This is a genomic window from Curtobacterium sp. NPDC089689 (assembly GCF_044749145.1).
Taxonomy (GTDB): domain Bacteria; phylum Actinomycetota; class Actinomycetes; order Actinomycetales; family Microbacteriaceae; genus Curtobacterium.
Genome location: NZ_JBIVHJ010000002.1, coordinates 93,910 through 120,275 on the forward strand (window position 1 = coordinate 93,910; position 26,366 = coordinate 120,275).

Genomic DNA, 26,366 nt, shown 5'->3' on the forward strand with positions numbered 1-26,366 from the left:
GGTGCACCGTGCCGTCCACTGAGAGTTCACATGCCGGTTCCGTGCCGGAGCACGGACTATCGTCAGGCACCATGACGATGCTCCGGATCCGCGACGCGGCGACGTACCTCGGGGTGAGCGACGACACCGTCCGACGACTCGTCGACGGTGGGACCTTCACCCGCCACGACGACGGTGCGGGCCGTGCGGTGGTCGACGGGCGGGAGCTCGCCGAGCACGCCCGACGTCGGGGCGCGCAACTCGGCGACCCGTCGGGCGTCCGGAGCTCGGCGCGCAACCGCTTCGTGGGGATCGTGACCGACCTGGTGGTCGACGGGGTGATGGCCCAGGTCGAGCTGCAGAGCGGCCCGCACCGGGTCGTGTCGCTGATGAGTGCCGAGGCAGCACGCGACCTCGGGCTCGAGGTCGGTTCGGTCGCGGTCGCGTCGGTGAAGGCCACGATGGTGTCCGTCGAGGTCCCGGAGCCCGACCTCACGGCGGGTCGCGAGTGACCCCGCCCGTGGACGTCCGCCGGGCGCTGACCTCCCGCACCGCCGCGCTGCAGGGCGCCGGGGACCGCGCCCTCGCCGCACTCGCCGACGCCAGCGTCCTCGTCGTCGGGGCGGGCGGCCTCGGAGCCCCCGTGCTGCAGTACCTCGCCGGCGCGGGTCTCCGTCGACTGGCCGTGGTGGACCACGACGTCGTCGACCCGTCGAACCTCGCCCGCCAGGTCCTGTTCGGCCTCGCGGACGTCGGGCGCCCGAAGGCCGAGGTGGCTGCGGAGCGCCTGCGTGCGGTCGACCCGTCGCTCGAGGTCGTCGCGCTCACGACGACGTTCGCACCGGAGCAGGTAGCCGGGTACGACGTCGTGGTGGACGCCGCCGACAGCGTCGTCGTCACCCGGTCCGTGTCCGACGCGTGCGCGGCCCACGGGATCCCGTTCGTCTGGGGCACCGTCCTCGGCTACGACGGCCAGGTCTCGGTGTTCCACGACGCCGGAGCGGACCCGGTCGACTTCCACGACCTGCACCCCGACGTGCTGCCCGACGAGGGTTCGTGCGCGCTCGACGGCGTCCTGCCCGCCCTCTGCGGTGCGGTCGGCTCGGTGATGGCCGCGCAGGTGACCGCCCTCGTCGCCGGACTCGGTGAGCCGCTCCTCGGCCGGGTGCTCACGGTCGACGCCCGGCGGTGGCGGTGGACCGAGAGCCCCCTGCGGCGCGGGCCCGGCTCGCGACGGCCGACGCCGGTGGTGGACGCGGAGCCCGAGACCATCGCACCGTCGGCGCTCGCCGACGCCCTCGGCGCCGACGCGCCCCGGACCGGTGCCGGGGCCGCGACGCTCGTCCTCGTGGACGTCCGCACGCCCGAGGAACGCGCGACCGGGATCATCTCCGGCAGCATCACGCCCGAGCTGCTGCGACCCGACGGCCGCACCGTGGTCGCCGTCTGTGCGAGCGGGCGACGGGCCACCGCCTACGCGCGCACGCTCGACCGCCCGGTCGTCGTCCTCGACGGCGGGATCGCCGGTTGGCGAGCCGAGGGACGACCGACGGTGCACGCAGACGCAGACGCAGACGCAGACGCAGACGCAGACGCAGATGCGGCTACGCTGACGGAGTGAAGACGCTCCTGCGGACGACGGCCCTGACCACCGGCATCATCGCGGCGCTCGCGCTCGCGGGGTGCTCCACGCAGGGCGCACCCACGGCGACGGACTCCGCGTCCTCGTCGTCCGGCGCGCTCTCCGGTTCGATCACGGTCTTCGCCGCCGCCTCGCTCCAGCAGACGTTCACCACGCTCGGCGACCGGTTCGAGCGCGCGCACCCCGGTACGACGGTCCGCTTCTCGTTCGCCGGTTCGAGCGACCTCGTCACGCAGATCCGCAACGGCGCACCCGCGGACGTGTTCGCCTCGGCGGACGACGCCAACATGGACAAGATCGCGGGGACCGACGTGGCCGCGGGCTGGCCGAGGGACTTCGCGACGAACACCCTCGAGATCGCCGTCGCCCCCGGCAACCCGGAGCACGTCACCGGCCTCGACGACCTCACCCGCGACGGGCTGCAGGTCGTCACGTGCGCCGCGCCGGTGCCGTGCGGCGCGGCCACGGCTGAGGTCGAACGGGCCACCGGCATCGAGCTCCACCCGGTGAGCGAGGAGCAGTCCGTGACGGACGTCCTCGGCAAGGTGGAGTCGGGGCAGGCGGACGCGGGTCTGGTCTACGTCACCGACGTCGCGGGTGCGGACGGCAAGGTCGACGGCGTCCGGTTCGACGAGGCGTCGAAGGCGGTCAACACCTACCCGATCGGGGTGCTCGAGGAGTCCACGGACCCCGAGCTCGCGAAGGCGTTCACCGCCTACGTCCTGTCCGAGGCGGGCCAGAAGGTGCTCGCCGACGCCGGCTTCGGGAAGCCCTGACCGATGCGCCGTCCCCTCCCGTGGTGGCTCCCGGTCCCGGCGGTGCTCGGCGGTCTGTTCGTCGTCGTGCCCGTCCTCGCGATGGTCGGTCGCGTCGACTGGGGGTCGTTCGTCGCACTCGTCACCTCGCCCGCTTCCCGCACCGCCCTCGGACTGAGCCTCGGCACCGCCGCCGCGACGACCGGCATCGCCTTCGTCCTCGGCTACCCGCTCGCCGTGGTGTTCGCCCGGTCGACGTCGCGGTGGACCGGGGTGGCCCGCGCCGTCGTGCTGCTGCCGCTCGTCCTGCCGCCCGTCGTCGGCGGCCTGGCGCTCCTCGCGGCGTTCGGCAGGCTCGGCCCGATCGGCGCGTTCCTCGACGACCACGGGGTGCGGATCGCATTCACCACGGCCGCGGTCGTCATCGCACAGACCTTCGTGTCGATGCCGTTCCTGGTGTCGTCGATCGAGGGTGCGCTCCGCGTCGGCGGCGACCGGTACGAACGGGTCGCGGCGACCCTCGGCGCGAGCCCCACCCGCACCTTCCTGACCGTCACCACGCCGCGGATCCTCCCGGGCATCACGGCAGGGCTCGTCCTCTGCTTCGCCCGGGCCCTCGGCGAGTTCGGAGCAACCCTGACCTTCGCCGGCAGCCTGCAGGGCGTGACGCGGACCCTCCCGCTCGAGATCTACCTCCAGCGCGAGATCGACCCCGACACCGCGGTCGCGCTCTCGCTCGTGCTGGTCGTCGTCGCCGTGGTCGTCATCGGCGTCTCGTCGCTGCGCAACCGGAGCGTGCTCGCGTGAGCGGCCTGGAGGCGCACGTCGTCGTCCGCGCCCGTGACGTCGACGTCGCGCTCGAGGTCGGTCCCGACGAGTGCGTCGCCCTCGTCGGCCCGAACGGCGCCGGCAAGTCGACGGTCGTCGACGTCCTCGCCGGGCTCGTCCGTCCGGACGGCGGTGCGGTCGTCCTCGACGGACGCACGCTCTCCGACGACGTCCGCTCGGTGCCCACCCACCGCCGACGCATCGGCCTGGTCGCGCAGCGCCCCGACCTCTTCCCCCACCGCTCCGTCGTCGCGAACGTCGCCTTCGGACCGCGAGCGGTCGGTGCCACCAGCCGGGAGGCCCGTGGCCGCGCCCGCGACGCGTTGGCCGCCGTCGGGGCGCTCCCGCTGGCCGACCGGGCACCGAGGACGCTCTCGGGCGGTCAGGCCCAGCGCGTCGCGATCGCCCGCGCCCTCGCCGCCGACCCGGCGGTGCTGCTCCTCGACGAGCCGACCTCGGCGCTCGACGTCACCGCCCGGCAGGAGGTCCGCGCCGCCCTCGTCGCCGCGGCCGCCGGACGTCCGACGCTGCTCGTGACGCACGACCCCGTCGAGGTGATGGCGCTCGCCGACCGTGTCGTCGTGGTCGAAGCCGGTCGCGTCGTCGACCGCGGCACTCCGGATGCGGTCCTCGGCCGTCCGCGGAGCGCCTTCGCCGCCCGGTTCTCGGGCCTGGTGACCGTGCCCGGGAGGGCGACCAGCGGCGGGGTGGTGACCAACGACGGCGGTGAACTGGCGTCGGCGACGCGCACCGTGCCTCCCGGCCGGTCCGCCCTGGCCGCCTACCACCCGACGGCCGCGCTCCTGACGCGGGACGACGACGGGGCGGGGCGTCGCGTGGACGCCGTCGAACCCCGGGACGGCCTCGTCCGGGTCGTGGCGGGCGAGCTCGTGGCCGACGTCACCCTGACACGGTTCGCGGCGCTCGGACTCGCGGTCGGCGACACCTGTCGGATCAGCGTCCCGGCCGACGAGGTGGTGGTCTACGAGCCGGACGGTGGGAGGATCGACGGATGACCTCCTGGATCGGCAAGGCCTGGCCCGTCGCGGTACCCGTCGTCGCGGCGGTCGTCCTGGCGCTGACCTTCGGCCGGCACGACCTCGGCACGGTGGTCGTCGTCCTCGTCGCCGTGGTGCTCGCGGGGACGGTGCTCGCCGCGGTGCACCACGCCGAGGTCGTCGCGCACCGGGTGGGGGAGCCGTTCGGGTCACTCGTGCTCGCGGTCGCCGTCACGATCATCGAGGTCGCGCTCATCATCGCGCTGTCGAGCTCGGGCGGGGCGAAGGCCGAGACGCTCGCCCGCGACACGGTCTTCTCCGCGGTGATGATCACGATGAACGGGCTCGTCGGGCTGGCGATCCTCATCGGGACGATCCGGCACCACACCGTCCGGTTCAACCAGGAGGGTGCCTCCGCGGCGACGATGACCGTCGCGGCGCTGGCGGTGCTGACGCTCGTCCTGCCGACGTTCACCACGGGGACGGACAATGCCTCCTTCACCGGCGTGCAGCTCGTCTTCGTGGCGATCGCGTCCCTCGCGCTCTACGGGCTGTTCGTCTTCACCCAGACGATCGCGCACCGGGACTTCTTCCTGCCGGTGGGTCCGGGAACCCGGGCCACGCCGGACGACGAGACCGTGCACGCGGCGACCCCGACCGGTCGGCAGACGCTGGTGTCGCTCGGGCTGCTGCTCCTCGCGCTCGTCGCCGTCGTCGGCCTGGCGAAGGTGGAGTCACCCGCGATCGAGGCCGGCGTAGCGGCGGTGGGCTTCCCGCCGTCGTTCGTCGGTGTCGTGATCGCCCTGCTCATCCTGCTGCCGGAGGGGATCGCGGCGTCGAAGGCCGCGGCGCGCAACCGGATCCAGACGAGCCTGAACCTCGCGATGGGGTCGGCCATGGCGTCGATCGGTCTGACGATCCCGTCGATCGCGGTGGCGTCGCTCTTCATGCCCGGGACGCTGCTGCTCGGGCTCGGGTCGGCGCAGATCGTGCTGCTCGCGCTGACGATCGTCGCCGCGGTGCTCACCGTGCTGCCCGGGCGAGCGACGCGGCTGCAGGGCGGGGTGCACCTGGTGATCTTCGCGGCGTTCATCGTGTTGTCGATCGCGCCGTAGCGCGGGCGAGCGCCCCGGGTCGCCCGGGTGTCAGCCGCCGGCGAACGGCGGCATGACGTCGACGGTCTCCACCCCGACGAGCGAGGTCGAGCGGTCCCGCGTGCTGACCCCGTCGACGAGGAACGAGCACCGCTCCACCAGCGCCGACCACCGCTCCGGGTCTGCCGCCGTGACCGCTGCCAGCACCTGGTCGAGCGAGGCGACCGGCAGCGTCGCGACGTCGACCGCGACCTCGTCCGCACCGACCGCGGCCCGGGCCGCCGCGAAGAACCGCACCGTCGTCACCGTCAGCCCCCGATCGCGCTCATGCCCCGCGTCGGGTGCACGAGGTCGTCGCTGTCGTCGCCGTGGTCGCGGGGCTTCGCCCACATCGCCCGCTGCCAGAGCTCGGCGACCTCGTCGTCCGTCGCGCCCGACCGCATCGGGCCGAGGACGTCGGTCTCGTCGTCGGAGAACAGACAGCTCCGGACGTGGCCGTCGGCGGTGAGGCGCGTGCGGGTGCAGTCGGCGCAGAACGACTCGGTGATGCTCGCGATGATCCCGATCGTGCCGAGCTCCGCACCGAGGGTGCCGTCCGCCCCGCGTGCGAACACCCGGAACCGTTCGGCGGGAGCGCCGTCGCGCGGGGCCTCGTCCGGCACGAGCCCGAACGTGGCGGACAGCATCGCACGGGTCTCGGCCGCGGTGATCATGGTCGAGCGCTCCCAGGCGTGGTCGCTGTCGAGCGGCATCTGCTCGATGAAGCGGAGCTCGTACCCGCGCTCGAGGCACCAACGCATGAGGTCCGGCGCGAGGTGGTCGTTGACGCCGCGGAGCAGCACCGCGTTGACCTTGATCGCGAGTCCGGCGTCGTGGGCGGCCGACAGTCCGGCGATGACCTTGTCGAGGAAGGGCCGCCGGGTGACCTCGGTGAAGACGTCGGGGTCGACGGTGTCGAGCGACACGTTCACCCGCCGGAGGCCTGCGGCGTACAGCGCGTCGGCTCGGTGCGCCAGACCGATCGCGTTCGTCGTCAGTGACAGTTCCGGGGCGTCCGGCAGCGCTGCACAGCGTGCGATCACGTCGACGAGGTCGTGCCGGAGCATCGGCTCGCCGCCCGTGAAGCGGACCTTGCGCACTCCGAACCGCGTGGTCCCGAGGCGGACCAGCCGTTCGATCTCCGCCGCGGTCATGAGTGCGTCGTCGGGGGCGAACGGCAGACCGGCGGCCGGCATGCAGTAGGTGCAGCGGAGGTTGCAGCGTTCGGTCAGCGACACCCGCAGGTCGACGGCGCGGCGGCCGAAGCGGTCGAGCAGCGCGTCCGCCGAGGGAGCGCCGGTCGAACCGAGCAGCGTCGCGGGAGCCATGGCGTCAGCGTACGTCCTCGGGGGGCCGCATACCTGACGACATCGCGGGTGCGTGCGCTGCCCGGCCGTCGCGGAACAGCAGCCGGTCTCGCCACCGGGCCCAGTCGGAGCGTCTGGTGCGGGCGAGCGTGCCGACCACCACGACGAGGACCGCCGCGGCGAGCCACCACCGGTAGGCGGGGGTCGACGGCCACACCCCGCGCAGGGCGATCGCGAGCCCGATCGACAGCCACTCCCACCGGCCGGACAGCGCCACGAACGGGATGAGCAGCAGGGCGTACCAGGGGTAGCGGGGGGTCACGGCGAGGAACGTCACGCCGATGAGCAGCACCTCGCCGGACCAGGGCGCCGCCGGGTCGGCCAGGCGCCAGGCGACGAACGCCGCGAGGAGGACGAGCAGCCCGACGACGACCGTGCCCGCGTCGCCGGGGAACACCAGCGACACGAGGGCGAACCGGGACCCGTCCTCGTAGCCCTCCTCGGAGAGGTACCCGGGCAGGTACCCGAGCACCTTCGGCCCGGTCGAGATGACGTACGGCACGTACAGCAGCGCGAACACGGCGATGCCGACCGGGATCGCCCACCAGTGCCGACGCCTGCCGAGGAGCGGCGGGTAGACGAGTGCGGGGATGAGCTTCGACGCGGTCGCCGCCCCGAGCGCGATGCCGCCCCAGATCGGCCGGCCGAACGCGACGAGCACCGCCCCCGCGGTCGCCAGCGCGGCCCCGAGGGCGTCGACGTGGGAGTTCGTGACCGCCTCGGAGGCCACGAGCGGCGACCACGCCCAGAGCGCCGCCCACCAGACCGGCCGGCCCGTGCGCCGGAGGACCGCGACGAGCCCGACGGTGACGCCGAGCGAGAGCAGCAGCCCCGCGACCTGGAACGGCATGTACTGCGCGGTCGCCGGGACGAACGCGCGCACGAGCGCGAACCACAGCTGGGCCATCGGCGGGTAGATCGTCACGACGTCCGGGCGGTTGATCGCCACGCAGTGCCCGTCGGCGCCGTCCCCGAGCCCCCGGAACCGCGGTTCGATCGGCTTGCACGTGCCGTCGACCTTGTCGGGGAACAGCCAGTCGGGCCGGAGCCCGGCGAGCGCCTCGGACTGCGGGGTGTGCGCGTACGGTGAGATCCCGGCGTGCTGCACGATCCCGTCCCAGGCGTACCGGGCAGAGTCGGTGCTGGTGTTCGGCGGACCCGCGAGCGCGGCGAGCCCGACCACCAGGCCGCCGCCGACGACGAGCCAGGTCGTCCACCGCGAGGGGACGAACCGCAGCGCGAGCACCGACGCCGCGAACACCGTCCAAGCGATCAGGGTCCACGCGACGAATGGGGAACGATGACCAGCTCGGAGGAACCCCAGATGCGTGACGCCGTAGGCGACGACGCCCGCCAGGGCGAGCACCCCGACGACCGCCAGCACGGTCGGCACCAGGACGGTCGGCGTGGGTCGGCCGGGGCGGAGACGTTCACTCATGGTGGGTCGAGGCTAGCGACGGTCCGGCGGCTGCTCCTGGATGCACGATCCGCGATGGCGTCGCCGAACCGGAACGCCCGCTCGGCCGTGGTCCTCGGTCGCCTGCTCGGCATCGCGTTCCTCGTGTGCTTCGGCACCGGCGTCTACAGCTACCTCCTCCAGCAGCCGTTCCCGTGGATGCGTTTCCCCACCCGTCCCGTGCAGCTCTACCAGTTCACGCAGGGCCTGCACATCACCACGGGGATCGCGATCATCCCGCTGCTCCTCGCGAAGCTCAACACCGTGATGCCCGCCCTGGTCCAGGTCCCCCCGGTGCGGGGTTTCCTGCACCTCCTCGAGCGGCTCTCCATCGCGGTGCTCGTGGCGGCGGCCATCGTGCAGGTGGGGACCGGGCTGCTGAACACGTACCAGTGGTACCCGTGGCCGTTCCCGTTCAAGCAGGTGCACAACGCGCTGGCCTACGTGATCATCGGCTCGCTCATCGTGCACGTCGCGGTCAAGCTGCGGGTCATCGCGCGGTACTGGCGGTCGCGCGACTCGTACGACGAGCACGGCCGGTTCGTGCCGGACGCGTCGGTGGGCAGCGAGCTGCTGCCGCCGGCGGTCGACCGGGAGGCACGGCTCGACCCCGCTACGGACCACCCGGGCCGGCAGACGGTCACCTCGTACCCCCGCGGCCTCACCGGCCGCCTGCTCCGCTGGGTCGACGGCGCTCCCGCACCGTCGACGCGGGCCGACGAGGCGGAGGCAAGCCGTGCCTCCAGGCCGTCCGCAGAGGCGACCGACGGTCGACGGCAGCGGATCGCCCGACGCGGGTTCTTCGCCGGGGTGACCGCCGCGACCGTCGGCGTCGTCGCCCTGACCGCCGGCCAGTCGAGCACGCTCGCCGAGCCGTTCAACGTGTTCGGTGCGCGCCAGCGGCACCGCGGTCCGAACGACCTGCCCGTCAACCGGACGGCGCGGGCGGCGGGGGTCCTCGCGACCGCGACCGCCGCGGACTGGGCGCTCACCGTCGTCGGACCGGCCGTCAGTCGGACGTTCTCGCGCGCCGAGCTCGTCGCGCTCGGGACGGCGCAGGCCGAACTACCGATCTCCTGCGTCGAGGGCTGGAGTCAGATGGCGACCTGGCGTGGGGTGCGGATGCGCGACCTGCTGCTCGCCGTCCAGGCGGAGCCGGGGTCGAAGGTCCGCGTGACGAGCCTCGAGCGGCACGGCGGCTACCGGATCATGGACATGGGGCCCGAGTACGCGGAGGACCCGACGACCCTTGTGGCCCTCGAGCTGAACGGTGCGACGCTCGACCTCGACCACGGGTTCCCGGCGCGCATCATCGCTCCGGGTCGGCCCGGCGTGCTGCAGACGAAGTGGATCGAGAAGATCGAGGTGATCGCATGAGGGCCGCGCGGATCGTGCTCGTCGTGCTCGGTGTCCTGGTGATGGCGTTCGGTGCGTACGTCCTCGTGACGACCGTGCGACCGAACCGGATCTGGGGACTCGCGACCTGGTTGCTCGGCGCTGTCGTCCTGCACGACGCCGTGCTCTCACCCTTCGTCGTGGGTGCCGGCCTCCTGCTCCGCCGGACCGGGCGCTCGATCCGGGCGTGGGTGCTCGTTGTCGTCCAGTCGGCCGTGGTGCTCGGGAGCGTGCTGGCCCTCGTGGTGCTGCCCGAGATCGCGGCGAAGGCACACGAGCAGAAGAACCCGACGATCCTGCCGTTCGACTACGGCGTCCGGTTGGCGATCGTCGAGGGGGTGCTGCTCGTGGTGGTGATCGCGGTCCTCGTCGTCGGCGGCCTGATGTCGAGGAATCGTCCACGAGCACTGGTTGAACCGACAACCAATCGGTAGACTCGGCCCATGCCCGAGCCGACCGACGACACCCCGTGGCTCGACCGCGCGCAGCTCCGTGCGTGGATGAAGCTCGTCGCGGTCATGGAGCTCCTGCCGGCGGCGCTCGACCAGCAGCTCCAGCGTGACGCCGACCTGACGCACTTCGACTACATGGTCATCGCGATGCTCTCCGAGACGGAGTCGCGCACGCTGCGGATGTCCGCGCTGGCCTCGGCGACGAACGCTTCCCTGCCCCGGCTGTCCCACGTGGTGTCGCGGCTCGAGAAGCGCGGGCTCGTCGCACGCTGCCCCTCCACCGACGACCGCCGGGCGACCGACGTGCGGCTCACCGACGACGGCTACGCGGCCATCGTCGAGGCGGCGCCGCAGCACGTGCGGACCGCGCGGACGTTCGTCATCGACGCGCTGACGGACGAGCAGACGGGGCAACTCGACGCGATCACGAAGGCGTTGCTCGGACGGCTCGACCCCGAGGGTCGCTTCGCCGCGCTGACCTACCCGCGCGAGGACGACGCCCCGACGATCTGCGAGGAGCGGCTCACGGGGCAGCGGCAGCCGCCGCAGTAGGCGCGCGCTCGGGCTGCAATAGGCTCGCCGCATGAACACGCCCGCCGAGCCCTCCGACACGTACTCCTACCTCGGACCGGCCGGCACCTTCACCGAAGCGGCGCTCAAGCTCGTCGAGGCCGCCGCCGGCAAGCCCTGGCGGAGCGTGAACAACGTCGGCGAAGCGCTCGACGACGTCATGAGCGGGCGGTCGGTCGGCGCCGTCATCGCGATCGAGAACAGCGTCGACGGCGGAGTCAGCGCCACGCAGGACGCCCTCGCCCGGATCCCCGGCGTGCGGATCGTGGGGGAGTACCTCGTCCCGGTCGACTTCGTCCTCGTCGCACGGCACGGCACGACCCTCGCCGACGTGCGCACCGTGAACGCCCACCCCGTCGCCTATGCCCAGACGCACCAGTGGCTCGAGCAGCACCTCCCCGGACACGGGCACATCCCGGCGTCCTCGAACGTCGCCGCCGCCGTGTCCCTGCTCGACGAGCACCCCATCGCGGACGCCGCCGTCGCGCCTCCCGGGATCACCGACCACCACGACCTCGCGGTGCTGGCGTCCTCGATCGGTGACAATGCCTCGGCCGTGACGCGGTTCGTGCTCGTGTCGCGGACGCTCGCGCTGCCCGAGCCGACCGGAGCCGACAAGACGAGCGTCATCGTCGAGCTGCCGAGCGAGCACCCCGGCGCCCTCGTCGACATGCTCGAGCAGTTCGCGACGCGGGGGATCAACATGGGGTTGCTGTCCTCGCGGCCGATCGGCGACGAGCTCGGCCGCTACCGGTTCGTCATCGACCTCGACGGGCACGTGCGCGACGAACGGGTGGCGGACGCGCTGCTCGGTCTCCGGCGCTTCAGCCCGCGCGTGACGTTCCTCGGGTCCTACCCGCGGGCCGACGGGCAGCGACCCGAGGTGCCCGCGCGGTACTCGGACGAGGCGTTCGTCGAGGCGCGCGACTGGCTGCGGGCGATCGTCTCCGGCGAGCCCGACGCGCGGTAGCGCCCGGCCGCGGCCGCGGCCCGCTCAGCGGTGGCGGCGGTTGCGGCGCGCTTCGTCGGCGCACAACCAAAGTCGTGCCGAACCACGCGGATCGGCGGTTCGGCACGACTTTGGTTGTGCGACGCCCTCCGACGACGCGGACGGCCGGCGGCAACGGCCGACGACGCGGACGGCCGACGGCAACGGCCGTCGGCAACGGCCGTCGGCAACGGCCGTCGGCCGACGGAGTCGCGCCCGGACGCGCGGTAGCGCCGCGCCCGCCCCCTACGGGACCTGGCGCGAGCCGTGGCGGTCGTCGCCCGGCGCCGGCACGCGGACCCGGAGGCCCAGCGGGTCGATGCGGGAGCGGAACGCCACGATCTTCCCCACCGGGTCGCCGTCGACCTCGAACTCGTCCGGACGCTCGAGCCGTGCCGTGAACTCCTGCCCGCGGAGGTACCGCAGGGGGCGTTCCTCACGCGAGGCCGTCACGAGCTTCTGCCCGACGACCGTCTTCGCCAACGAGGACCGCCGGAACGTCCGCAGGATCCCGTTCTCCCAGAACACCCGGGCGCCGATCCGGACCCACCCGAAGAACCCGCGCGGTCGCATCACCGCGATGTCGAACACACCGTCGTCGATCTCGGCGTCCGGCAGCAGGATCGCCCCGGCCTGGAGCTGCCCGCAGTTCCCGACGATGAGCGAGTGCGCCCGCGCCGAGTGGTTGCCCTCGTCGTCGAGCTGGTAGCGGAACTCGAACGCGTCGGCGTCGCGCACCGAGCGGAAGAGGGAGTCGACGTACGCGAGCCACCCGACGCGTTTCTTCAGCTCGGGCCGGGTGTTGGCGAGCATCCGGGCGTCGAGCCCGAGACCGGCCATCACGAGGAAGCCGAGCTGCTCGCGCTCACCGCCTTCTCGTTCGACCGTGAGGGTGCCGAAGTCGATGGGGCGGTCGTCCCCGTGGAAGATCGTCCGCGCGCTCGCCTGCAGGTCGTCCAGCGGGAGCTTCATGTTGCGGGCGAGCAGGTTGCCCGTCCCGCTCGGGAGGAGCGCGAGGGCCGCGTCCGAGCCGTGCACGACCTCGGCCACCGCCCGGACGGTTCCGTCACCGCCGGCGGCTGCGACGACGTCCGCCCCCGCCTCGATCGCGGCGCGTGCCATCCCGCCACCCGGGTCCTCCTCCGTCGTCTCGAACCACAGGGTCTCGGCCCAGCCGGCGTCGCGCTGGAGCTGCTCGATCGTCTGCTCGAGGGTCGGCAGGTGCACCTTGACCGGGTTGTAGACCACCGCGGCCGTCCGCTGCTCGGTCTGGAGGGCATCCGCAGATGCGGTCTCCGATGGGGTCGACATGCTGCCACGGTACCGACCGGATGCTGCGAGGGGATGCCCGGCTGGCCATGAACCGGCCTGGAGGCGCATGGCGGGCCCGCCACGGGCCTCCAGGCCGACTGCGGGCGCGGTCCCCTTAGGATGGTGCGGTGATCGACCCCCAGCTGTTGCGTGACAACCCGGACGTCATCAAGGCCTCGCAGGAGGCGCGCGGCGCCTCCGTCGACGTCGTCGACGACGCCGTCGCCGCGGACGCGGCGAGGCGGAGCGCGATCACCTCGTTCGAGTCCCTCCGCGCCGAGCAGAACGCCTTCGGCAAGACCGTCGCGAAGGCGCCGAAGGACGAGAAGGCCGCCCTCGTGCAGCAGGCCCAGGCGCTCGCCGCGCAGGTGAAGGAGGCGCAGGCCACCGTCACCGCCGCGGAGGAGACATTCGACAGGGTCGTCCGCGCGATCCCGAACGTCGTGCTGCCGGACGTGCCCAAGGGTGGCGAGGACGACTTCGTCACGCTCCGCACCGTCGGCACGAAGCCCGAGTTCGACTTCGAGCCGAAGGACCACGCCGACCTCGGCGAGCACCTCGGCATCATCGACATCCCGCGCGGTGTGAAGGTCTCCGGCTCCCGCTTCTACTTCCTCCGCGGCCTCGGAGCACGGCTCGAGATCGCGCTCATGTCGCTCGGCCTCGACCGTGCCGTCGCCGCCGGGTTCGAGCCGCTCATCACCCCGACGCTCGTCCGACCGGAGACGATGGCCGGCACCGGGTTCCTCGGGGAGCACGCCGCCGAGGTGTACCGTCTCGAGGCCGACGACCTCTACCTCACCGGCACGAGCGAGGTCGCCCTCGCCGGGTTCCACGCCGACGAGATCCTCCCGCTCGCGGAGGGCGAGGCGCACCGCTACGCCGGCTGGTCGACCTGCTACCGCCGCGAGGCCGGGTCCGCGGGCAAGGACAACCGCGGCATCCTCCGCGTGCACCAGTTCAACAAGCTCGAGATGTTCTCCTACGTCCACCCGGACCAGGCCGAGGCCGAGCACGAGAAGCTCGTCGGGTACCAGGAGTCGATGCTCCAGGACCTCGGGCTGCACTACCGCGTGATCGACGTCGCCGGCGGAGACCTCGGTACGAGTGCGGCGCGCAAGTTCGACATCGAGGCGTGGGTCCCGACGCAGGGCACCTTCCGCGAGCTCACCTCGACCTCGAACTGCACGACGTTCCAGGCCCGTCGGCTCGACATCCGGTACCGCACCGAGTCGGGGAAGACCGCGCCCGTCGCGACCCTCAACGGCACGCTCGCCACCACGCGGTGGATCGTCGCGATCCTCGAGACGCACCAGCAGGCCGACGGCTCGGTCGTCGTGCCCGAGGTGCTCCGTCCGTACCTCGGCGGCGTCGAGGTGATCGAGCCCCGATGACCTCCCACGAGCGGTTCGTCGACGGGTCCGGCGAGGGCGGAGCCGCGGCTGCCGGCCCTGCTGCCGCCGCTGGTGGCGGTGCCCCGGCGCGGACGAAGCGCTGGCTCGTCGCGCTCGACATCGACGGCACGACCATGCGCGAGGACGGGGTCATCACCGACACCGTCGTCACCGCCGTCCGTGACGCCGAGGCCGCGGGGCACGAGGTCATGCTGTCCACCGGGCGCAGCGAGAGCATGACGGTGCCGTTGCTCGACACCCTCGGCATCCGCCCGAAGTACCTCGTCGTCGCGAACGGCGCCCTCACGCTCCGCCGCCGCGAGGACGGCACCTACGAGCACGCGCACGTCGAGCGGTTCGACCCGACCGAGGTACTGCAGACCATCCACGGCGCCCTCGCCGACGCCGCGTTCGGCGTCGAGGACGAGCACGGACACTTCCTGCTGTCCGGCAACTTCCCCGACGACACCATGACTGTACAGGGCGACCACGTCCCCTTCGACCAACTGCTCGGCGTCGAGGCGACCCGTGTCGTCGTGATCTCCCCGGGACACGACACCGAGGACTTCCTGCAGGTCGTCGAGCGGATGGGACTGCACAAGGTCTCGTACTCCGTCGGCTGGACCTCGTGGCTCGACATCGCTCCCGAGGGCGTGACGAAGGCCACCGCGATGGAGCGGGTGCGCGAGTGGCTCGACATCCCGCGCTCCCGGGTGTTCGCCGCGGGGGACGGTCGGAACGACATCGACATGCTGCGGTGGGCGTCGACGTCCGGACGCGGGGTCGCGATGGGCCAGGCCCCGGACGACGTGGTCGACGCGGGCAACGAGCTCACGGGCGGCGTGACGGACGACGGGCTCGCCGCAGCGCTCGACACGCTGCCGCGGTAGCGTTGACACCCAGCGGCGATTGTCGCCTCGCTCGTCGTCCTGGAGGCCCGCTAGACTTCCCGGGACGCGGTCACGTCTCGCCACGTGGTCGCGTCACTGGAGGGTTGTCCGAGCGGCCGATGGAGCCTGTCTTGAAAACAGGTGGGCAGTGATGTCTCGTGGGTTCGAATCCCACACCCTCCGCACGATGAGCACCACGAGCCTGCGCCTGGTCGAGCCACGGGGCGCCGCGGAGCTGGCGGCGATCGTCACACGCCGATCGTGAGCTAGCGCGCGATGCGCGGTCCTCGTCGCCCTCCGCGGTGCGCTGCGCGCCGAGCTCGCCCGGCGTGGAACGCTGACCGCCTGCCAATACGCCTCCGGTGGAGCGGTCGCGTCCGCCGCTAGTCGACGTAGAAGACCCGCGGCTCGCTTGCCTGAACGGAGAGGTCCCCGCCGGCACTGTTGCCGCCGACGTTGACCTTGTACGGGTATCCCGACCCATGGTTGCGCCCAGCGCACGCGCACTCGCACTCCCAGGCCTTCTCGGGATGCCCGGACTTCCAGCAGGCCTCGACACACTTGTCGACTCCACCGTGCTGAATGACCTTCACTCGACCGTACCGAGCAGCCAGACCGAGGATGACGGCGTTCGAGTGGGTTCGGGACACAGACCAGGTTCTAGTGCTGGCGTCGTACTCAACCTGACCCCGACGGGAAGCTCCGATCATGTCCTCCAGGGTCTTGTAGCCAGCCCCCTTCGCCTGCCAGGGCAGGTGCTGAATTTCGGTCCGTTGCTTGGGCCGGATGATCACGGTGACACTCATGAGCAGAGCGTAGATGAGATGAGGTTCACTCGGAGGTCCATCGCTAGTTCTTTTCGTCAGGAGGGGCCGGGGACCCGGCGGTTCCGTCGAGTTCCTCGCCCGTGAGCCTGTCCACCACGTGCTGGGCGGTTTCTGCTCGTGCTGCCTGTCAGCGGCCAACGCGAAGGCCACCAGCCCGAAGATCGGTACGGCCACTGTCTGCCGGGACAGTAAGAGGATGACGGCGACTGCCGCGGGCGGGATCTAGGGGACCACCACTGAGAGCATCGAACAGAAGTTCATGCTCGCCTCCACAGTCAAGCGCCGACCCCCGCGTGCCAGCGCTGATCAGGTCACTGTGTAGAACTCGTCTGGTGGTGCTTGGTGCGAGGACGATCGGTTCGTCTCATCACTCGAGCAAGAGCCGCGGGGCTGCCGTAGCCGGTGCGTGTGGACCGGTCGGACGTGTCGCGGGCGGTCTGGCCCTCACCCGTCACTCTCGCACGGATCGACACGCCGATGACGCTCGCTCACCAGGATCGAGTTGCGATGTTCTCCGGCTTAGGCGCCTCGCAGGGCCGGCCCTAACTTCCGCATAAACAAAGGGATCCGCCTGCGGGGGCATTGACACCCCACCCATAAGTCGAATCCCACGCGTGTAACACTTTCTCTCGCTCTCGTTCCCGGAAATGGGTGGTCGGCTGTAGCCTGAGGGCAGCAAGAAATGCAGAACGCCTCAGCGCTGGGCTGAGGCGACTGCTTCACATAGTCAGTGTTGCGTCCGAACTTTGGACGGCGAGGGCGCACCACTGTCGGAGAGAGACGTCCCATGACCCTTGCCAGACCCGCTCAGACTCCCGAAGGAGCCCTCACATGACCGTCAGTAGTCCCGTTCCGAATCCCGATCCGTCTGCCCACCGTACTACACGCTGCGTCGGTTACGGCCGTTTTTTCCGTATTTTCAAGCACGACTCGTTGGAAAACTTCGTAAAGATCATGGCCACAGTCAGCGCAATAATCACCGCTGATACGTACGCGTACGAAGCGTGGAACTGGTTCCAGAACATTTACTGGCTCTGGTAACCCATCCTCCGAAACGTCCCCGTACAACCTTGCACGGGGACGTTTCGGATTTTGCTGCCCAACAACCCGGCACTGTCTCCCGGCGCTCTACCGGTCCCGTCCCGGGCGTGTGACGGCTCCCAGCCAAACCCACACCCGGTAGCTCGACCCCGTTGCGCCGGCGTACTTCCACACGCACCGCGCGGTCGTCGTGTGCGACGACGACGGCCCGTTCCTGCACGTGGACCTCGACGAAGCGCAGCCGCACGTCCACGGTGTCGTCGTCGTCGATGTCGACGATCGGCGCGGGCCCGAGCTCGGGCAGGACGACGTGATCGTGCATGCACTGGCAGCGGCCCGAGCCGGGACGACCGTGCCGTTCGTGATCGAGTCAGAGGGCGAGATCACGGGGCGCATCACCTGAGCGGCATCACCCGGGGAGCACTCCAGTCGTGCGCTATGGGGTACTGGGTCCGGGGTGACCGCCTCCGCCGGGGGCACGCGACGACCGCGGTCCGGCTCGCTGTCGCGCACGCGTTCGGACGACTCGGGCTGCACCGGGTCCAAGCGGAGACGCTCCCCGAGAACGTCGCGTCGCAACGGGTGCTCGAGCGGAACGGGTTCGTGCGCTTCGGGACGGCGCCGGAGTACCTGCGCATCGCAGGGGAGTGGCGCGACCACGTCATGTTCCAGGTGCTCGCGCCGGGGCCGTCGTCGTCCTCAGCGTGACCGCGCTGCGGCAGGCTGGCGGTCAGCGCTGGCGGGCGGTGCTCCCGGAGCGTCCTCGGTGACCACGAGCTCGGTCAACGACAGCGCGTGGCCGATCACCTCGACGAGGACGACCACCGCGCACCCGACGAGGACGTAGGTCCACCCGCCGAGTCGCTCCCGCACCGACCTGCTCGATCTCGACGGCATGTCGTGGCCTCTCGGTCGTGGTGCGCGGTCGGGAACACGCAGCTCGTGTCCGAAGTGATGGAACCACGATGCCCGCCGGACGGTCGCCGACGACGGGGCCGGTGCGGAAAGTGCACGACGGGCGCCGGTCCGTCGGGTCGCCGTACGGCCGGATCAGCCCCGCACGCTGAACGCGGCGAGCTCCGCGCGGGTGCGGGCCCCGAGCTTCCGGAGCAGGTTCGCCACGTGGTACTTGACCGTGTTGACGCTGATGCCGAGCCCCTCGGCGATCTCCCGGTTCCCGACCCCGGTCGCCACCAGCCGCAGCACGTCGCGCTCCCGTGCGGTGAGGTCGGTGTCGTCCGGCACGTCGAGCGCTGTCGGCGAGGGGTCGAGTGGAAGTGCGATGTCGAGCGTGGAACCCCAACCCGGGGTCGAGTCCACGGCGAGGGTGCCGTCGAGGGCGACGACCCGCTCGGCGATGGGGCGCACGGCGTCGTCGTGCGCGTCGAGTGTGCCGGCGCCGTCGTCGCGGAGCTGCATGAGGAGGTTCCGCCCGTCGCAGTCCCACTGGATGCGCACCCTCCGTGCCGCCCCGTCGTCGACGAGCGCGAGGACCGCGGTCCGGACGATCGCACGGGCGCTGTGGGCGACGTCCCCTGGCAGGGCCCGTCCTGTCGCGGGCGGCTCGACGAACTGCACGTCGAGGTCGCCGAAGCGCACGAGCGGACGGAGGTCGGCGCGGAGCCGTGAGAACGCGCCGGTCACGGGTTCGAGGAGGCTGCTGCGCTGTCGGTCGCTCGACGTCCGGAGTTCGACGAGTGCGGCGGAGGCGATCTCGACGGCTTCGGCGCGGGCGGCCGCGTCGGAGAGCCTGCCCGAGCGGAGGGCAGCGAGCACGGACTCGAGCGTCAGGGCGTGTCGGTCGGCTTGTTCGGCGACGGTCCGGGCGTGCTCGGACGTGGCCGTCCGACTGGCCGAGGTGTGCACGTCCGATCCCACGGAGACCGAACCTACCCGTCCCACCCGGACGGACCGTCCCACCCGATCGGACGGGGCGACCGTGCGCCCGGGCGGCTCCGTGCGCCGTGCCACCAGTGCACCATCGGACCCATGCCCACCACCACCGTCGCGGATGCCCTCGGCACGATCGGGAGCGAACTGCAGGACACCCTCGTCGCTCTCCGCTCGGCGGACCCCGTCCCGTTCGAGCGTGCCCTCACGCTGCTGGCCGAGGCCAATCGAGTGTTCGTGCACGGGGCCGGACGATCGGGCCTCGCGCTCCGGATGACCGCGATGCGCCTCATGCACCTCGGACTCACCGTCCACGTCGTCGGAGAGGTCACGACCCCCGCGATCCGCGAGGACGACGTGCTCCTCATCGCGAGCGGGTCCGGTACCACGGGCGGCATCGTCCAGGCGGCGCGCACGGCAGCCGGAGTCGGCGCCCGGGTGCTCGCCGTCAGCACGACGGACGACGCGCCGCTGTCCGAGGTCGCCGACACCACGCTCGTGGTGCCGGCGGCGACGAAGACCGACCGCTCCGGGACCGCTTCCGCGCAGTACGCCGGGAGCCTCTTCGAGCAGGCCGTCGCCCTGCTCGGGGACGCCCTGTTCCACGCGCTCTGGCAACGCAGCGGACACTCCGCCGACGACCTGTGGCCCCGCCACGCCAACCTCGAATGACCCACCACCGGAAGGACACCACCATGCAGCTCCAGTTCGCCATGGACACCCTGACCACCGAGCACGCCCTCGAACTCGCCGGCAAGGCCGCACCGTACGTCGACGTCATCGAGCTCGGCACGCCGCTCATCAAGAGCGCCGGCCTCTCCGCCATCACCGCGGTCAAGGAGGCGCACCCGGACAAGATCGTCTTCGCGGACCTCAAGACGATGGACGCCGGCGAGCTCGAAGCCGACATCGCCTTCCAGGCCGGTGCAGACCTCGTGACCGTCCTCGGCGTCGCCGGTGACAGCACGATCGCGGGTGCCGTCAAGGCCGCGAAGCAGCACGGCAAGGGCATCGTCGTCGACCTCATCGGCGTGCCCGACAAGGCGGCCCGCGCGAAGGAGGTCACCGCGCTCGGCGTCGAGTTCGTCGAGATGCACGCCGGGCTCGACGAGCAGGCCGAGGAGGGCTTCACCTTCGAGACGCTCCTGCGCGACGGCGAGGCCTCCGGCGTCGACTTCTCGGTCGCCGGTGGCATCACCACGGACACGATCGCCGCCGTCCAGGCGTCGGGCGCCCGCGTCGCGGTCGCCGGCAGCGCGATCTACAGCGCCGACGACGTCGCCGCGGCGGCGTCCGCGCTGCGCGACGCGATCACGGAGCCCGCAGCGGCCTGATCCTCACCACCCCACGGACGGGAGGCCCGACACCAGCTGGTGTCGAGCCTCCAATCCGTTGCAGGGTCGCGACCACTGCGCGACGTCAGCCGACCAGACCGGTCACCACGTCGTGCACGACGCGCGCGGCGCGCGCCGCCGCGTCGTCGAGGTGCTCCTTGAACTCGTCCCCGTCGGGAGCACAGAGGTCGCTGATGCAGCGGACCGACACGAACGGCATGTCGTGGACGTGGGCGAACTGCGCGATCGCCGCCGTCTCCATGTCGACCGCCGCCACCGTCGGGAAGGCCTCGCGGAGCAGGCGTGCACGGCCCTCGGTGACGAAGATCTCGCTCGACCCGATGGTCGCCGCGCGCAGCGGGTACCCGGCGTCAGACGCGAGTGCGAGGTCCACCAGCCGCTGGTCCGGCGTGTACCCGGTGGGCATCCCCGGCACCTGTCCGAGCGCGTAGCCGAAGGCCGTCGCGTCGGCGTTGAGGTTGACGTAGCGGTCACCCACGACGACGTCGCCGATCGCGACACCGTGCATGAGCCCACCCGCCGTGCCGACGCTGATCACCGGGATGCCGGAGCCGAAGTCGTGGAAGGCGTGCGCCGCTGCGGCGGTGGCGTTCGTGAACCCGATGCCGCTCCGGCGGACCGCGACGACCCGCCCTCCGACGTCGAGCAGGTGGTGCTCGTCGTGGCCGCCGACCGGACCGTCGAGGATGGGCGTTCCGCCGAGGAGACCGGCGAAGGCGCCGACCTCCTCGCTCATGGCGGCGATGACGACCGCGATCGGTGGCTGGTGCACTGACCGAGTCTCGCACGCTCAGCGGGCGCGGGCGGACCCCACGGTGACGACCACCGCGTCGACGAGCAGGAACAGGAGCAGCGTGACGCCCACGGTCGGGAGCAGTGCGCCGAGGAGCGCTGCGACCAGTGCGACGAGCGCGACGCCCCAGCCCGGCGCACGGGCGAGCGCTCCTGCGGCGGGAGCGCGGCCGGTGCGGGCGCCGGCGGGGCGGCGCTGCCACCACATCACGTACCCGAACACGACCATCGCGGCGATGCCGAGGGCGGCGAGCACGAGCACGATCTGGTTCGCGACGCCGAACAGGACGCCCATGTGGGTGTTGACGCCGAGCTTCGCGGCCTTCGCCATGAGCGGGTAGTCGGCCCACCGGACCTCGGAGACGACCTGCGCGTCCCGGGCGTCGACCGCGACGGCGTCCATCGCGACCGGCCAGGTCTGCTTGCTCTCCTCGACCGTCCACGCCTCGTCGGACGCGGTCGGGACGTGGATGCGGAGCTCCGCGGCGTCGAGGTCGGCCCCGCGTGCTGCGGCGAGGACCGTGTCGAACTGGTCCGGCGTGACCTCGGCGGCAGCGGCCGGCTGGGCGTCGCTGCCGTGGTGCCCGGCGTGTTCCCCGTGGCCGCCGGCAGTTCCCGCGCTGGTGGCCGCCGCGCCGCCGAGGGCCGTGTCGACCGCGGGCGCCTGCCAGCTCAGCGCGGAACGCAACGCCGTGACGTTGTCGCCCGCGAAGTGCGACCACGTGATGCCGGTCGCCGAGAGGAAGAGCGCGCCGAGCAGCACCCAGACGCCGGTGGCCGCGTGCCAGGAGAACGTCCGCCGGTACCCGCGCGCCCGGTTGTCGGGGACGACGAGCTCGCGCTTGCGGCGGACTCGACGGATCCGCGCCGTCCACAGCGCGATCCCGGCGAGTGACACGATGCCGAGCCAGGACGCGGCGGTCTCGCTGTAGAGCCGGCCGACGTCGCCGAGCAGCAGGCTGCGGTGCACCGTGCTGACCCACGTGCGGAACGGGAGCGACCCGGACGTGCCGTAGACGGGCAGGTCGCCGCGGACGTCGGCGGTACCAGGGTCGACGAAGACCGCGCGGGTGGTGGACTCCGCGAGGCCGTCCTCGGTGAACATCACGCGCGTGGTCGCGCCCGGGGTCGGGGCCGGGCGGACCTCGGTGACGGTGTCGCCAGGGTGCCGGCGGTCGACGTACTGCTGAGCGGCGGACACCTGTTCGGCGAGGGGGAGCGTCGTCGCTGTCACCGGGGCGGTGAGCTCGTGGGCGTACACGGCTCGTTCGATCGAGGGCGCCACGGCGTACAGGGCACCGGACAGTGCGGCGACGAGGATGAACGGGCCGACGAACAGTCCGGCGAGGAAGTGCAGGCGGAGCAGGAGCTGGGGGAACCAGCCGGCACTCGCGGGCGGGCGCGGGACCGCCGGCGCGGGCGTGTGTGTGCGTGCGGGAGCGTGCGGCATCGGGACTCTCCGGTGTCGGGCGCGACCTCGTGCCGCACGGACAGTGACTCTACAAGATGTAGAGCAACCGGGGCGCCGCAGTGCGCGTACCGTCTCCCCGACGAGTCGACGATCGAGCGGCGGAACACCGTGCGATCGACGCGTGTCTCGTCGGGAGTGCGGTGCGAGACCGGCCCGGCGCGACCCGGCGTCGGACGGGAGGCCCGTGGCGGGCCCGCACCGTGCCTCCCGGCCGGTGGGTGGGTGCGTCAGCGACGCACGTCGCACCCGCAACTCGCACCGAGCACCAGCTCGGGCGGGACGAGGCGTCGGTTGCCCTCGTCGCCGCCGCCCAGGACGCGGTCGACCGCCTCGCGCGCCATCTCCTCGATCGGCTGCCGCACGGTGGTGAGCTGGGGGTTCGTGTAGTCCGCCTCCGCGGCGCCGTCGAAGGAGACGATCGCGACGTCCTCCGGGACGCACAGTCCGAGCTCGAACAGTGCCCGCATCACCCCGATCGCCTGCATGTCCGAGCTGACGAAGACGGCGCGGGGGCCGGTGCCGTCGCCGAACATGCGGAGGCCCGCCTCGTACCCGCCGCGTCGGGTGAAGTCGCAGCGGGCGATCGGGCCGTCGGGGCGACCGGCGTCGCGGAGTGCCCGCATCCAGCCCTGCTCGCGGAGCTCCATCTCGCCGGCGTGGCCCATCACGAGACCGATCGAGTCGTAGCCGTGCTCGATGAGGTGCCGGGTGCCGTCGAGTGCGCCTCGGAACGCGTCGACTCCGATGCTGACGTAGTGGGGGACCTCGAAGAAGGTGTTGAGCAGCACCATCGGGATGCCGGGGTCGGTCACGGTGGAGAGGTCCGGGTGGGTCTGGATGCTCGTCACGATGATGCCGTCGACCTGACGGGCGGACAGGGTACGGAGGCGCTCGCGCTCCTGCACACTGTCCCCGTCGCTGTTGGCGAGGAGCACGTCGTACCCGCGCGCGGCCGCGGCGTGCGTCACCTCGACGGCGAGCTCCGACCAGAACGGGTTGTCGAGCTCGGGCACGATGAGCCCGAGCATCTTCGACGAGCCCGTGCGTAGGGCCTGCGCGCTCGCGTTCGGGCGGTAGCCGAGGACGCGGATGGCCTCGCGGACCCGGGCGGCGGTCTCCGCGGCGACGGGGCGTGGGCCGTCGTGCACGACGTAGCTCACGACGGAGGTGCTCACCCCGGCGTACCGAGCGACGTCCGCGCGCGTGACCGCCCGGGGGGTGGTCGGGGTGCTCACGGGGGCCTCCTGGATGGCGATCGGGTGCCGGACCGTGCGGCCCGGCACCCGAACGGTGGGGTCCGGCCGCCGACCCGGAGGGGCCGGCAGCCGGACCGCTGTCGTCGCTGCGATCCTAGACGGCGGTCGACGGGCCGCCGGCCCCGGCTGCGTCGTCCGACCCCGCTGCGCTCGCCGGCGCGGCGGCGGCGCCGGCCGGTTCCGGGGCGTCGCCGAAGTCCGGCACCTCGAGGCGGACGCCGCCCTGCAGCGCGGACTGGTGGGCGATGATGCCGGGCAGCGTGAACCGAGCGGCGGTCCAGGCGTTCACGGGGGGCAGGGTGCGGTCGACGACGGCGCGGACGAAGTCGTCGGCGAGGAACTGGTGGCTGCCCTCGTGGCCGGTCGGCACCCCGTCGTACTCGGACGGCAGACGCGAGGTGTCGTGCACCGGGGCGTACCCGGAGACGAACGCGTCGCGGAGGGACGGGTCGACGCCGGCGAGGCGGGGGTCGTCGAGGGACATCGTCGCCTGCGTGTCGATCTGGTCGCTGATGTCGACCGAGTCCTGCTTGTCCTGCCAGACGCTGACCTTCGCGAGCTGCTCGAAGCTGCCCTCGGTGCCGAAGTACCGGAAGCGGGACTCGCGGATGTGCGAGGGGTAGCCGACGCGGCGCATCTCGTTGATGCGGACGACGCCGCCGTTGTCGAGCTCGAACAGCGCGGTCGCGTTCGAGAAGTCGTTGTCGAACTGGCTGACGTCCTTGTCGAAGACGCCGTCGCCGCGGTCGTCCTTGACGCCGATGCAGCTGACGCTGACCGCGTGGCCGGGGATCGCGCCGAGGACGCCGCCGACGGAATGCGTCGGGTAGAGCATGGGCGGGTAGCTGGCCGTGCGCTTCCAGTCCTCGCCGCCGCTGAACTGGTACGCGGCGTAGAACCCGAGGTCCATGTCGTGGACGTAGTCGCCCTCGGCGTAGAACACCCGGCCGAACGCCCCCTCGGCGACCTTCTTCCGAGCGAACACCGTCGCCGGGTTGTAGTAGCTCGTCTCGCCCATCATGTACGTGAGACCGGTCTCACGGACCGTGTCGATGATCGCGCGGATCTCGTCGACCGAGATCGCCATCGGGACGGCGGAGTACACGTGCTTGCCGGCGCGGAGGGCCTGCACGACCAGCGGTCCGTGGGTCCAGCGCTGCGTGAAGATCGCGACCGCGTCGACGTCGGACGCGAGCGCGGCGTCGAAGTCCGCGAAGGTGCCGTCGAGGTGCTGCTCCGCGACGAGGTCGGACGCGCGGTCCTCGACGAGGTCCGTCACGAACACCCGGTCGACGTCGGGGTGGAGCTTGAACAGCTTGGCGAACTGGGGCGCGAACTGGCCGGCTCCGACCATGGCGATGGAGATCATCGGGGACCTTTCCGAAGTGGTGTGGATGCATCGCCGGGCAGGTCGCGCCGGTGCGATCCCCGTCAGCATTCCACGATCGTCTACTCGTGACAACCCCCTGTTACGACTGCTGAAACTGCCCCTTGTCGGCGACAGTCTCCACGTGTAGATTCCCGGCCACGGACTGCTGCTTCGAGCCAGTCCACCGCAGACGAAGGAGTCGCGATGGTCACCGAGAGCCCCGTGTCGTCACCCCTGACGACCGCCAGCACGAGACGGCAGGGTCGCGTCGCCGACCATGCCCGTGCCGGCACCACCTCCCCACGCCGCCGTCCACGGAATGACCTCTGGCTCGCGCTGGTCTTCATCGCGCCCGCCACGGTCGGCTTCCTGCTGTTCTTGGCGTGGCCGACGGTCCGGGGCATCTACCTGAGCTTCACGACCTACAACCTGCTGACCCCGCCGGTGTTCACCGGCCTGCAGAACTACGTCCGTCTCGTGCAGGACTCGATCTTCTGGAACTCGATGGCGGTGACCGTCGAGTACGTGCTCCTCAACATCGGCTTCCAGACGATCCTCGCGCTGTTCATCGCCGTGATGATGCACCGGCTCACGAAGTCCACGTTCGTCCGCGGCATCGTCCTCGCGCCGTACCTCGTGTCGAACGTCGTCGCCGCGCTCATCTGGCTGTGGATCCTCGACACGCAGCTCGGCATCGGCAACGAGATCCTGTCGGCGATCGGCGTCGGACGCATCCCGTTCCTGCAGAGCGACTTCTGGGGCATCCCGACGATCGCGTTCATCAACGTCTGGCGGAACGTCGGGTACACCGCTCTGCTCATCTTCGCGGGGCTCCAGGCGCTGCCCGAGCAGGTCTACGAAGCGGGCCGCATCGACGGTGCGAGCGAGTGGAAGATGTTCTGGCGGATCACCGTCCCGCTCCTGCGGCCGATCCTCTCGCTCGTCCTCATCATCACGATCATCGGCTCGTTCCAGGTGTTCGACACCGTCGCGGTCACGACCCAGGGCGGGCCGGCGAACGCCACGAACGTGGTGCAGAACTACATCTACAACCTCGCCTTCGGCCGGTTCCAGTTCGGCTACGCGTCCGCCGTCTCGGTGGCCCTCCTCATCGTCCTCAGCGTCATCACGTTCATCCAGTACCGCCTCTCGCGCTCCGGCGAGAGCGACCTGGACTGACGCGGCCGCCCACCACACCTCCCGGAAA

General features: G+C 71.7%; 28 protein-coding genes and 1 tRNA gene. 18 read left to right on the plus strand and 11 right to left on the minus strand.

The window, feature by feature from the left end:
• Positions 1-71 precede the first annotated feature (71 nt).
• Genes ACIPYW_RS08605 through ACIPYW_RS08630 form a run of 6 tightly spaced genes read left to right on the plus strand, consistent with a single transcriptional unit; the run spans position 72 to position 5,317 of the window.
• Complete coding sequence (locus ACIPYW_RS08605; protein ID WP_400412664.1) at positions 72-491, plus strand: molybdopterin-binding protein; 420 nt, start codon at positions 72-74, stop codon at positions 489-491.
• On the plus strand, positions 488-1,600 hold the full coding sequence (locus tag ACIPYW_RS08610; protein ID WP_400412665.1) for a ThiF family adenylyltransferase: 1,113 nt from the start codon (positions 488-490) through the stop codon (positions 1,598-1,600). Before ACIPYW_RS08605 ends, ACIPYW_RS08610 begins: the two co-directional genes overlap by 4 nt.
• Positions 1,597-2,397, plus strand: a complete 801-nt coding sequence (gene modA / locus ACIPYW_RS08615) for a molybdate ABC transporter substrate-binding protein (protein ID WP_400412666.1) — start codon at positions 1,597-1,599, stop codon at positions 2,395-2,397. Before ACIPYW_RS08610 ends, modA begins: the two co-directional genes overlap by 4 nt.
• Positions 2,398-2,400: 3 nt before the next feature.
• Entirely contained in the window at positions 2,401-3,183 is a 783-nt protein-coding gene (locus ACIPYW_RS08620) for an ABC transporter permease (RefSeq protein WP_400412668.1), read from the plus strand.
• Entirely contained in the window at positions 3,180-4,220 is a 1,041-nt protein-coding gene (locus tag ACIPYW_RS08625) for an ABC transporter ATP-binding protein (RefSeq protein WP_400412670.1), read from the plus strand. Before ACIPYW_RS08620 ends, ACIPYW_RS08625 begins: the two co-directional genes overlap by 4 nt.
• A complete protein-coding gene (locus ACIPYW_RS08630; protein WP_400412671.1) occupies positions 4,217-5,317 on the plus strand; it encodes a calcium:proton antiporter in 1,101 nt (366 codons plus the stop codon). Before ACIPYW_RS08625 ends, ACIPYW_RS08630 begins: the two co-directional genes overlap by 4 nt.
• A 30-nt stretch (positions 5,318-5,347) precedes the next feature.
• Here ACIPYW_RS08630 and ACIPYW_RS08635 read toward each other — a convergent pair whose 3' ends face one another.
• The 3 genes from ACIPYW_RS08635 to ACIPYW_RS08645 are packed head-to-tail and all read right to left on the minus strand — an operon-like array spanning position 5,348 to position 8,140.
• Entirely contained in the window at positions 5,348-5,602 is a 255-nt protein-coding gene (locus tag ACIPYW_RS08635) for a MoaD/ThiS family protein (protein ID WP_400412672.1), read from the minus strand.
• Positions 5,603-5,604: 2 nt separating this feature from the next.
• Positions 5,605-6,663: a GTP 3',8-cyclase MoaA gene (gene moaA / locus ACIPYW_RS08640; RefSeq protein WP_400412673.1), complete on the minus strand. Its 1,059-nt coding sequence runs from the start codon at positions 6,661-6,663 to the stop codon at positions 5,605-5,607.
• 4 nt (positions 6,664-6,667) lie between these two features.
• Positions 6,668-8,140 (minus strand): glycosyltransferase 87 family protein, encoded by a 1,473-nt coding sequence (locus ACIPYW_RS08645; protein ID WP_400412674.1) that lies wholly within the window; start codon positions 8,138-8,140, stop codon positions 6,668-6,670.
• 54 nt (positions 8,141-8,194) lie between these two features.
• Between ACIPYW_RS08645 and ACIPYW_RS08650 the strand changes: the two genes are divergently transcribed.
• Genes ACIPYW_RS08650 through pheA form a run of 4 tightly spaced genes read left to right on the plus strand, consistent with a single transcriptional unit; the run spans position 8,195 to position 11,545 of the window.
• Entirely contained in the window at positions 8,195-9,535 is a 1,341-nt protein-coding gene (locus tag ACIPYW_RS08650; RefSeq protein ID WP_400412675.1) for a molybdopterin-dependent oxidoreductase, read from the plus strand.
• On the plus strand, positions 9,532-9,987 hold the full coding sequence (locus tag ACIPYW_RS08655) for a hypothetical protein (RefSeq protein WP_400412676.1): 456 nt from the start codon (positions 9,532-9,534) through the stop codon (positions 9,985-9,987). Before ACIPYW_RS08650 ends, ACIPYW_RS08655 begins: the two co-directional genes overlap by 4 nt.
• Before the next feature lie 9 nt (positions 9,988-9,996).
• Entirely contained in the window at positions 9,997-10,557 is a 561-nt protein-coding gene (locus ACIPYW_RS08660) for a MarR family winged helix-turn-helix transcriptional regulator (protein WP_400412677.1), read from the plus strand.
• A gap of 31 nt (positions 10,558-10,588) precedes the next feature.
• Complete coding sequence (gene pheA, locus ACIPYW_RS08665) at positions 10,589-11,545, plus strand: prephenate dehydratase (protein ID WP_400412678.1); 957 nt, start codon at positions 10,589-10,591, stop codon at positions 11,543-11,545.
• A gap of 264 nt (positions 11,546-11,809) precedes the next feature.
• On the opposite strand, the gene ACIPYW_RS08670 is transcribed toward pheA, so the two are convergent.
• Entirely contained in the window at positions 11,810-12,874 is a 1,065-nt protein-coding gene (locus tag ACIPYW_RS08670) for a diacylglycerol/lipid kinase family protein (protein WP_400412679.1), read from the minus strand.
• A 128-nt stretch (positions 12,875-13,002) separates the two neighbouring features.
• Between ACIPYW_RS08670 and serS the strand changes: the two genes are divergently transcribed.
• The 3 genes from serS to ACIPYW_RS08685 all read left to right on the plus strand — a co-directional run bounded on the left by serS (position 13,003) and on the right by ACIPYW_RS08685 (position 15,341).
• Entirely contained in the window at positions 13,003-14,268 is a 1,266-nt protein-coding gene (serS, locus tag ACIPYW_RS08675; protein WP_400412681.1) for a serine--tRNA ligase, read from the plus strand.
• The gene (locus tag ACIPYW_RS08680; protein WP_400412682.1) at positions 14,265-15,158 is read left to right on the plus strand and encodes an HAD family hydrolase; all 894 of its coding nucleotides are present in this window, start codon (positions 14,265-14,267) and stop codon (positions 15,156-15,158) included. Before serS ends, ACIPYW_RS08680 begins: the two co-directional genes overlap by 4 nt.
• 98 nt (positions 15,159-15,256) lie before the next feature.
• A tRNA-Ser gene (locus tag ACIPYW_RS08685) sits at positions 15,257-15,341 on the plus strand.
• Positions 15,342-15,541: 200 nt separating this feature from the next.
• Here ACIPYW_RS08685 and ACIPYW_RS08690 read toward each other — a convergent pair.
• The gene (locus ACIPYW_RS08690) at positions 15,542-15,964 is read right to left on the minus strand and encodes a hypothetical protein (protein WP_400412683.1); all 423 of its coding nucleotides are present in this window, start codon (positions 15,962-15,964) and stop codon (positions 15,542-15,544) included.
• A gap of 1,252 nt (positions 15,965-17,216) precedes the next feature.
• On the opposite strand from ACIPYW_RS08690, the gene ACIPYW_RS08695 reads away from it, so the two are divergent.
• Complete coding sequence (locus ACIPYW_RS08695; protein WP_400412685.1) at positions 17,217-17,429, plus strand: hypothetical protein; 213 nt, start codon at positions 17,217-17,219, stop codon at positions 17,427-17,429.
• A 35-nt stretch (positions 17,430-17,464) separates the two neighbouring features.
• Positions 17,465-17,734 (plus strand): GNAT family N-acetyltransferase, encoded by a 270-nt coding sequence (locus ACIPYW_RS08700; RefSeq protein ID WP_400412686.1) that lies wholly within the window; start codon positions 17,465-17,467, stop codon positions 17,732-17,734.
• On the opposite strand, the gene ACIPYW_RS08705 is transcribed toward ACIPYW_RS08700, so the two are convergent.
• Together ACIPYW_RS08705 and ACIPYW_RS08710 are read right to left on the minus strand one after the other, a co-directional pair.
• Positions 17,726-17,899 (minus strand): hypothetical protein, encoded by a 174-nt coding sequence (locus tag ACIPYW_RS08705; protein WP_400412687.1) that lies wholly within the window; start codon positions 17,897-17,899, stop codon positions 17,726-17,728. The genes ACIPYW_RS08700 and ACIPYW_RS08705 overlap by 9 nt on opposite strands.
• A gap of 177 nt (positions 17,900-18,076) precedes the next feature.
• Entirely contained in the window at positions 18,077-18,904 is an 828-nt protein-coding gene (locus ACIPYW_RS08710) for a LuxR C-terminal-related transcriptional regulator (RefSeq protein WP_400412688.1), read from the minus strand.
• A 111-nt stretch (positions 18,905-19,015) separates the two neighbouring features.
• Between ACIPYW_RS08710 and hxlB the strand changes: the two genes are divergently transcribed.
• The gene (gene hxlB / locus ACIPYW_RS08715) at positions 19,016-19,588 is read left to right on the plus strand and encodes a 6-phospho-3-hexuloisomerase (RefSeq protein ID WP_400412689.1); all 573 of its coding nucleotides are present in this window, start codon (positions 19,016-19,018) and stop codon (positions 19,586-19,588) included.
• A gap of 23 nt (positions 19,589-19,611) precedes the next feature.
• Positions 19,612-20,250, plus strand: coding sequence for a 3-hexulose-6-phosphate synthase (hxlA, locus tag ACIPYW_RS08720; protein ID WP_400412690.1), 639 nt, complete (start codon positions 19,612-19,614; stop codon positions 20,248-20,250).
• A gap of 85 nt (positions 20,251-20,335) precedes the next feature.
• Here hxlA and mtnN read toward each other — a convergent pair whose 3' ends face one another.
• The 4 genes from mtnN to ACIPYW_RS08740 all read right to left on the minus strand — a co-directional run bounded on the left by mtnN (position 20,336) and on the right by ACIPYW_RS08740 (position 25,159).
• A complete protein-coding gene (gene mtnN / locus ACIPYW_RS08725) occupies positions 20,336-21,043 on the minus strand; it encodes a 5'-methylthioadenosine/S-adenosylhomocysteine nucleosidase (RefSeq protein ID WP_058724509.1) in 708 nt (235 codons plus the stop codon).
• 18 nt (positions 21,044-21,061) lie between these two features.
• A complete protein-coding gene (locus ACIPYW_RS08730; protein ID WP_400412691.1) occupies positions 21,062-22,513 on the minus strand; it encodes a PepSY-associated TM helix domain-containing protein in 1,452 nt (483 codons plus the stop codon).
• A 248-nt stretch (positions 22,514-22,761) separates the two neighbouring features.
• On the minus strand, positions 22,762-23,769 hold the full coding sequence (locus ACIPYW_RS08735) for a LacI family DNA-binding transcriptional regulator (RefSeq protein ID WP_400412693.1): 1,008 nt from the start codon (positions 23,767-23,769) through the stop codon (positions 22,762-22,764).
• Positions 23,770-23,884: 115 nt separating this feature from the next.
• A complete protein-coding gene (locus tag ACIPYW_RS08740; RefSeq protein ID WP_400412695.1) occupies positions 23,885-25,159 on the minus strand; it encodes a Gfo/Idh/MocA family protein in 1,275 nt (424 codons plus the stop codon).
• Positions 25,160-25,363: 204 nt separating this feature from the next.
• On the opposite strand from ACIPYW_RS08740, the gene ACIPYW_RS08745 reads away from it, so the two are divergent.
• Positions 25,364-26,338 carry a carbohydrate ABC transporter permease gene (locus tag ACIPYW_RS08745; RefSeq protein ID WP_400412696.1) on the plus strand — a complete coding sequence of 325 codons (975 nt, stop codon included), beginning with the start codon at positions 25,364-25,366 and terminating at the stop codon, positions 26,336-26,338.
• The last annotated feature ends 28 nt before the right edge of the window (positions 26,339-26,366 follow it).

Excerpts from the sequence above, each read along its gene's own strand:
- ACIPYW_RS08740 (WP_400412695.1), bottom strand. The coding sequence starts at position 25,159 with ATGATCTCCATCGCCATGGTCGGAGCCGGCCAGTTCGCGCCCCAGTTC.
- hxlB (WP_400412689.1), top strand. The coding sequence starts at position 19,016 with ATGCCCACCACCACCGTCGCGGATGCCCTCGGCACGATCGGGAGCGAA.
- ACIPYW_RS08670 (WP_400412679.1), bottom strand. The coding sequence starts at position 12,874 with ATGTCGACCCCATCGGAGACCGCATCTGCGGATGCCCTCCAGACCGAG.
- ACIPYW_RS08690 (WP_400412683.1), bottom strand. The coding sequence starts at position 15,964 with ATGAGTGTCACCGTGATCATCCGGCCCAAGCAACGGACCGAAATTCAG.
- ACIPYW_RS08745 (WP_400412696.1), top strand. The coding sequence starts at position 25,364 with ATGGTCACCGAGAGCCCCGTGTCGTCACCCCTGACGACCGCCAGCACG.
- ACIPYW_RS08730 (WP_400412691.1), bottom strand. The coding sequence starts at position 22,513 with ATGCCGCACGCTCCCGCACGCACACACACGCCCGCGCCGGCGGTCCCG.
- moaA (WP_400412673.1), bottom strand. The coding sequence starts at position 6,663 with ATGGCTCCCGCGACGCTGCTCGGTTCGACCGGCGCTCCCTCGGCGGAC.
- ACIPYW_RS08680 (WP_400412682.1), top strand. The coding sequence starts at position 14,265 with ATGACCTCCCACGAGCGGTTCGTCGACGGGTCCGGCGAGGGCGGAGCC.
- ACIPYW_RS08630 (WP_400412671.1), top strand. The coding sequence starts at position 4,217 with ATGACCTCCTGGATCGGCAAGGCCTGGCCCGTCGCGGTACCCGTCGTC.
- ACIPYW_RS08620 (WP_400412668.1), top strand. The coding sequence starts at position 2,401 with ATGCGCCGTCCCCTCCCGTGGTGGCTCCCGGTCCCGGCGGTGCTCGGC.
- ACIPYW_RS08605 (WP_400412664.1), top strand. The coding sequence starts at position 72 with ATGACGATGCTCCGGATCCGCGACGCGGCGACGTACCTCGGGGTGAGC.
- pheA (WP_400412678.1), top strand. The coding sequence starts at position 10,589 with ATGAACACGCCCGCCGAGCCCTCCGACACGTACTCCTACCTCGGACCG.
- ACIPYW_RS08650 (WP_400412675.1), top strand. The coding sequence starts at position 8,195 with ATGGCGTCGCCGAACCGGAACGCCCGCTCGGCCGTGGTCCTCGGTCGC.
- ACIPYW_RS08655 (WP_400412676.1), top strand. The coding sequence starts at position 9,532 with ATGAGGGCCGCGCGGATCGTGCTCGTCGTGCTCGGTGTCCTGGTGATG.
- ACIPYW_RS08660 (WP_400412677.1), top strand. The coding sequence starts at position 9,997 with ATGCCCGAGCCGACCGACGACACCCCGTGGCTCGACCGCGCGCAGCTC.
- hxlA (WP_400412690.1), top strand. The coding sequence starts at position 19,612 with ATGCAGCTCCAGTTCGCCATGGACACCCTGACCACCGAGCACGCCCTC.
- ACIPYW_RS08700 (WP_400412686.1), top strand. The coding sequence starts at position 17,465 with ATGGGGTACTGGGTCCGGGGTGACCGCCTCCGCCGGGGGCACGCGACG.
- ACIPYW_RS08645 (WP_400412674.1), bottom strand. The coding sequence starts at position 8,140 with ATGAGTGAACGTCTCCGCCCCGGCCGACCCACGCCGACCGTCCTGGTG.